The 6,408-nt window shown below is 62.3% G+C and carries 5 protein-coding genes; 1 reads left to right on the forward strand and 4 read right to left on the reverse strand.

Annotated features, from left to right (window positions below; translation table 11 throughout):
* Positions 1-114 precede the first annotated feature (114 nt).
* The 4 genes from araD1 to chvE all read right to left on the reverse strand — a co-directional run bounded on the left by araD1 (position 115) and on the right by chvE (position 5,421).
* On the reverse strand, positions 115-1,107 hold the full coding sequence (gene araD1 / locus EOB49_RS32180; protein WP_127383344.1) for an AraD1 family protein: 993 nt from the start codon (positions 1,105-1,107) through the stop codon (positions 115-117).
* Positions 1,108-1,413: 306 nt separating this feature from the next.
* Positions 1,414-2,700: a multiple monosaccharide ABC transporter permease gene (mmsB, locus tag EOB49_RS32185; protein WP_027038593.1), complete on the reverse strand. Its 1,287-nt coding sequence runs from the start codon at positions 2,698-2,700 to the stop codon at positions 1,414-1,416.
* Entirely contained in the window at positions 2,697-4,229 is a 1,533-nt protein-coding gene (mmsA, locus tag EOB49_RS32190) for a multiple monosaccharide ABC transporter ATP-binding protein (protein ID WP_127319685.1), read from the reverse strand. The genes mmsB and mmsA overlap by 4 nt, the downstream gene beginning before the upstream one ends.
* A gap of 121 nt (positions 4,230-4,350) precedes the next feature.
* Positions 4,351-5,421 carry a multiple monosaccharide ABC transporter substrate-binding protein gene (gene chvE / locus EOB49_RS32195; protein WP_127266709.1) on the reverse strand — a complete coding sequence of 357 codons (1,071 nt, stop codon included), beginning with the start codon at positions 5,419-5,421 and terminating at the stop codon, positions 4,351-4,353.
* Between the two features lie 313 nt (positions 5,422-5,734).
* Here chvE and EOB49_RS32200 point away from each other — a divergent pair.
* Positions 5,735-6,408: LysR family transcriptional regulator (locus EOB49_RS32200; protein WP_164781884.1), on the forward strand; the 674-nt coding region annotated here is incomplete at its 3' end.

The raw sequence follows: 6,408 nt of genomic DNA on the forward strand, positions 1-6,408 counted from the left end.
GGGGTGTTCCAGGGAACGCAAACGTCTTATTTCGCTGGAACACCCCTCATCCGTCTCGGCGCTAACGCGCCGATCCACCTTCTCCCACAAGGGGAGAAGGAAAAAGGCGCTACCTCAAAGCGCCTTCACAGCCACCTTCACCGGCTTTTCGATCTCCAGCGGGTTGCGCAGCGGCAGGCCGAAGTCCCCGGCCTCGATCTCGAACACATCGCCGGCCTCGGTCCTGATGCCATCGGCGAAAGAGAGCGTGGCCGTGCCGAACATATGCACATGCACGTCGCCCGGCTGGCGGAAGGCCGCGTATTTGAAATGGTGATGTTCGAGATTGGCGATGGTGTGCGACATGTTCGCTTCGCCGGACAGGAACGGCTTTTCCCACAGCACCTCGCTGTCACGCACGATGCGCGAGGTGCCGCGGATATCGGGCGGCAGGTCGCCGATCAGGATTTCCGGACCGAACGAGGCGTTGCGCAGCTTGGAATGGGCGAGGAACAGATAGTTCACGCGCTCGGTCACGTGGTCGGAAAACTCGTTCGACAGCGTGAAGCCGACGCGGAAAGGTGCGCCGTCGTCGCCGATGACATAGATGCCGGCCACCTCGGGCTCTTCGCCGGCGTCCTTGGCAAAGGCCGGTGACAGGAGTGCGGCGCCTGGCGCCACCGCCATCGTGCCGTTGCCCTTGTAGAACCATTCCGGCTGCACGCCGATCTGGCCATTCGCCGGCTTGCCGCCCTCCAGCCCCATGCGAAACATCTTCATGGAATCGGTGAGCTGCTCCTCGCCGTCGGCGCTCAGCTTCTTGTGCATGGAATCGCGCGTCGCGGCGGAGCCGAGATGCGTCAGCCCGGTGCCGGTCAGGTGCAGATGCGCCGGATCAGGGTGATTGATCGGCGACAGCAGCCGCCCCTTCTTGTAAGCGGCATCGAGATCGACCGTCTCGCCAAGCCCCTTGCGTTCGATCAGCGCGACGAGGCCGACGCCGGTGCGGGCGGCCTCCATCGCCAGCGAATAGACGCTGCGGGCGCCATTGATGATCCGGGTCTTGCCGCCATTGCGGGCGACGACGCGGATGGTCTCGGCGTCGTCGAGGATCTGGGAGATCAGCATGATGAATCCTCTCTCATTTGCCTTGGCAGGACTGCCAAAACGGCAGACCTTACTCAGCGCGGCCGGGACCTCGTCCATGCCACGGTTTAAATTCTCAGTTCGGATTGCGCTCGCGGGCCTGGACCCTCAGGGACTTCTGTTACCGGCGGGTTGCCGGCAGCGCCGCGATCGTATGCCTCCTGCTTGCCTCGCCTAGAGCAGTTCACCGTTTCACGGAAACGGCGAACCGCTCTAACTCATTGTCTTGGCGCAATTCCAGGCGGAAAACCGTTTCACACTTTTCCTTGGAATTGCTCTTAAGCCCGTTCAAGCCTTGTTCTTGTTGTAGACGTCGAAGATCACGGCACCGAGCAGCACCAGGCCTTTGACCACCTGCTGCCAGTCGACGTTGACGCCCATGATCGACATGCCGTTGTTCATCACGCCCATGATGAAGCCGCCGACCACCGCGCCGATGACCTGACCGACGCCGCCCATCGCCGAGGCGCCGCCGATGAAGACGGCGGCGATGACGTCGAGCTCGCTGCCGAGGCCCGCGGCCGGCACCGCCTGTCCCAGTCGCGCCGCGATGATCAGGCCGCCGAGCGCCGACAGCACGCCCATATTGATGAACACCATCAGCGTCAGCCGCTCGGTGTTGATGCCTGACAGCTGCGCGGCCTTGGAATTGCCGCCCATGGCATAGATACGGCGGCCGATGGTCATGCGCTTGGTGACGAAGACGAACAGCGAGATCAGCACGCCCATGACGAGCAGCACCACCGGCAGGCCCCTGTAGCTGGCGAACTGGTAGACCAGGAACAGCGCCAGCGCGCTGCCGACCAGCGTCTTGACGACGAACAGGGCAAAGGGCTCGGCCTCATAGCCATGGCGTTCGCGCTTGCGGCGCGTCCTCACCCCGAAATAGGCGTAGGCCAGCACAGCGATCAGGCCTAGCACGATCGTCGTCATGTGCAGCGTCAGGCCGCTGCCCATGATGGTCTTGCCGGCCGCGTTCACCGTGGGCGGGATCAGCGTCAGCGGGCCGATGACATCCGGGATGAAGCCGGAGCTGAGCGCCTTGAAGCCATCGGGTAGCGGCCCCACCGAGGATCCGCCGCCCAGCAGGGCCTGGCAGATGCCGCGGAAGATCAGCATGCCGGCCAGCGTGACGATGAAGCTCGGTATTCGGTGATAGGCGATCCAGTAGCCTTGCGCCGCACCGATCGCGCCGCCCACGATGAGGCAGATGATCGAAACCACCAGCGGGTTGCTGAACGGACCGAGCGGCCAGATGACCATCATCATCGCCGCCAGCGCGCCGATGAAGCCAGCGACCGAGCCAACGCTTAGATCGATATGACCGGAGACGATGACCAGCAGCATGCCCAGCGCCATCACGATGATGAACGAGTTCTGCTGCACCAGGTTGCTCAGGTTCACCGGCTTGAACAGCGTTCCGTTCGTGGTGAACTGGAAGAACACCATGATGGCGATCAGCGCCAGGATCAGGCCGTATTCGCGCAGGTTCGTCGTCAGCGCCGAGACGGCGATGCGTGGGCGCTGCTCTTCGGCGACGTTGCCCTGCGGGGCGGGGGCGCTTTCGGTGCTCATGCTGCTTTTCCTTCTCCACGAACGATGGCGCGCATTATTTTTTCCTGGCTTGCTTCCGCGGCGGGCATTTCGCCCACGATGCGCCCTTCGTTCATGACGTAGATGCGGTCGGTGATGCCAAGCAATTCCGGCATTTCCGACGAGATGACGACGATCGCCTTACCCTCAGCCGCGAGACGGGCGATGATCGTATAGATTTCGTACTTGGCGCCGACATCGATGCCGCGCGTCGGCTCGTCGAGGATCAGCACGTCCGGGTCGGCGAACAGCCATTTCGACAACACCACTTTCTGCTGGTTGCCGCCGGAGAGATTGCCGGTCATCTGATAGACGCTGGAAGCGCGGATATTGGTCTTCTTGCGATAGTCATTGGCAACGGCGAGCTCGCGCATGTCGTCGATCACGCTGTGGCGCGAGACGCCGCCAAGATTGGCCAGCGTGATGTTGTGCTTGATATGGTCGATGAGGTTGAGACCGTAGGTCTTGCGGTCCTCTGTGACGTAGGCGATACCGTGTTGGACCGCCTTGCTCACCGAGGATACGTCGACCGGCTTGCCCTTGAGCAGCACCTCGCCGGAGATGCGGCGGCCGTAGGAGCGGCCGAACAGGCTCATGGCGAATTCGGTGCGGCCAGCGCCCATCAGCCCGGCAATGCCCACCACTTCGCCCTTGCGCACGTTGATGTCGATGCCCTTGATCACCTGCCGCTCGGCATGGATCGGGTGATAGACCGACCAGTTCTTCACTTCGAACACGACCTCGCCGATGTCAGGCTCGCGCGGCGGATAGCGGTCGTCGAGTGAGCGGCCGACCATCGAAGTGATGATGCGGTCTTCAGAGATGTCCTTCTTGGCCAGCGTCTCGATGGTGCGCCCGTCACGGATCACCGTCACCTTGTCTGCGACCCGGTTCACCTCGTTGAGCTTGTGCGAGATCAGGATCGAGGTCATGCCCTGCCGCTTGAATTCGAGCAGAAGGTCGAGCAGCGCCTGGCTGTCCTTTTCGCTGAGCGACGCCGTCGGCTCGTCCAGGATCAGGAGCTTGACTTCCTTGCTCAACGCCTTGGCGATCTCGACCAGCTGCTGCTTGCCGACGCCGATATTGGTGATCAGCGTCTTGGGGTCCTCCTTGAGGCCCACCTTCTTCAACAGGGCGCTGGTGCGCGCCTCGTTGGAATTCCAGTCGATGATGCCGTATCTGGCGTGCTCGTTGCCGAGGAAGATGTTTTCGGCGATCGACAGCATCGGCACCAGCGCAAGTTCCTGGTGGATGATGACGATGCCCTTGCGCTCGCTGTCATGGATGCCTTTGAACTGGCATTCCCCGCCGTTAAAGATGATCTGGCCGTCATAGGTTCCTGAGGGATAGACGCCCGACAGCACCTTCATCAGCGTCGACTTGCCGGCGCCGTTCTCGCCGACCACGGCATGAATCTCGCCTTCCTCGACGCTGAGGTTGACGTTCGACAGCGCCTTCACGCCGGGGAACGTCTTGGTGATGTCGCGCATCTCCAAAATCGTCGGGGCCATGGGACAACCGCTCCTTGAGAGGTCGGCAAACATTGCCGGCGAGGTCGGCGACAATACCGGGCTCGCTGGTGAACGAAAAGGGGCCCTGCGTTGCGCAGGACCCCTGACTTTGTAATCGGGGTTACTTCAGTTCGTCGGCCTTGATGTAGCCGGAGTCGACGACCAGTGCCTGGTAGTTCGACTTGTCGACCTCATGCGGCGTCAACAGGATCGAGGGGACGACCTTGACATCGTTGTTGTAGGTCTTTTCATCGAGGCCGTCCGGCTTGCCGCCCGAGAGCACCTTGTCGACGAGTTCGACGGTGGCCTTGGCCAGTTCGCGGGTGTCCTTGAACACGGTCGAGTACTGCTCGCCCGTGATGATCAGCTTGACCGAGGCGGTCTCGGCATCCTGGCCAGTCACGATCGGCCAGGGCTGTGCGTCCGTGCCGTAACCGACGGCGCGCAGCGAGGCGGTGATGCCGCGCGACAGGCCGTCATAGGGCGACAGAACGCCATCGACGCGGCTGCCGTCCGAATAGTTGGCCGACAGCAGATTGTCCATGCGCGCCTGGGCGGTGGCGGCGAGCCAACGCAGCGTGCCGACCTTGTCCATGCCGGTCTGGCCGGACTTGATCTTGATCGAGCCGTCGTCGATCAGTGGCTGCAGGACGGAGATCGCACCGTCGTAGAAGAAGAAGGCGTTGTTGTCGTCGGGCGAGCCGCCGAACAGTTCGACGTTCCACGGCTTGGTGTTCGGGAAGCGCTCCTTGAGGCCCTTGACCAGCGAATTCGCCTGGATCACGCCGACGCCGAAATTGTCGAAGGTGGTGTAGTAGTCGACATTGGCGGTCTTCTTGATCAGGCGGTCATAGGCGACGACGACGACGCCCGCGTCAGCGGCCTTCTGCAGAGCATCCGACAGGGTGGTGCCGTCGATCGAAGCAATGATCAGCGCCTTCGGGCCTTTGGTGATTTCGTTTTCCAGCTGGCTGAGCTGGTTGGGGATGTCGTCCTGCGCGTATTGCAGGTCGACGGTGTAGCCGAGAGCCTCGAGCTGGGACTTGACGGCGTCGCCGTCATTGATCCAGCGCTGCGAGGTCTTGGTCGGCATCAGCACGCCGACAAGACCCTTGTCGGCTGCGTGCGCCGAGTAGGTCATGGCAGCGATGCCAAGGGCCGCGACGGCGGCCAGTGTCTTGATGATTTTCACTTTAACTCTCCCTGTTTGATGGACGCGGCACCCCGGGGGTCGCGGGCCGCGCAATCGTGCAGAAGCGCCAAGGGCACTGCTGCCGTCATATCGATCTCCGGTATCCTCCCATGGCCCCGAGACGCTGATTCAATCGATACGATTTTTCTCGTCAGCGACCGTCACGTCTTGGAACGCGCGGAGGGTGTGGGTCTTTGCCATAACTGTCAAATGCGATCTTTGATGGTTGCTATATCATGGTTGGTATATGTATTGGGACGTGACGGGCTGACTCCAAGGTCGGCCTTACACGAGCAGAAGGCAGGGAAAAGCGATGGCGCGGCCCGGGAATCCGACAACAGCTTCAAATGGTTACAGAGAAGCACCGGGCGATGGCGAAACCCTGCTGCGCAGCGGTCTCAGTCTGCGTCACATGCGCATGATCGTCGCGCTAGACGACCACAGCCGGGTCAGCGCGGCAGCCCAGGTTCTGAACATTTCGCAGCCGGCGGCCTCGCGCATGATCGCAGAGATGGAGGCGGTGCTGGAGGTCAAGCTGTGCGAGAGGCTGCCGCGCGGTATCACCTTGACGCCATACGGCAAGGCTTTGGCCAGGCGGGCGCGCTCGATCCTGCTGGAGATGCGCGAGGTGGACCGCGAGATTTCCGAACTCAAGGCGGGCAAGGGTGGTTCGGTTTTCCTGGGTGCCGTGACCGCGCCGGCAATCGAGCTGGCGGTGCCGGCGATTCGTGAAATCCGCCGCATCTATCCGCGCATCGAGATCACCATGCAGGTCGAGACCTCCAATGTGCTGGCACGCGAGCTGATCGCCACGCGCCATGACTTCATCATCGCGCGCATCCCGGACGATCTCAATCCGCGGCTGTTCGAGTCGCGCGTCATCGGCGTCGAGAAGGCCTGCCTGATCGTGCGCCGGGGCCATCCGCTCACCAAGGGCGAGGCGGTGCGGCTGGAAGAGACCGCCGCCTATGACTGGGTCTTCCAGTC

Source organism: Mesorhizobium sp. M7A.F.Ca.MR.148.00.0.0, from assembly GCF_003997735.1.
Lineage (GTDB): Bacteria > Pseudomonadota > Alphaproteobacteria > Rhizobiales > Rhizobiaceae > Mesorhizobium.

Excerpts from the sequence above, each read along its gene's own strand:
- araD1 (WP_127383344.1), bottom strand. The coding sequence starts at position 1,107 with ATGCTGATCTCCCAGATCCTCGACGACGCCGAGACCATCCGCGTCGTC.
- mmsB (WP_027038593.1), bottom strand. The coding sequence starts at position 2,700 with ATGAGCACCGAAAGCGCCCCCGCCCCGCAGGGCAACGTCGCCGAAGAG.
- mmsA (WP_127319685.1), bottom strand. The coding sequence starts at position 4,229 with ATGGCCCCGACGATTTTGGAGATGCGCGACATCACCAAGACGTTCCCC.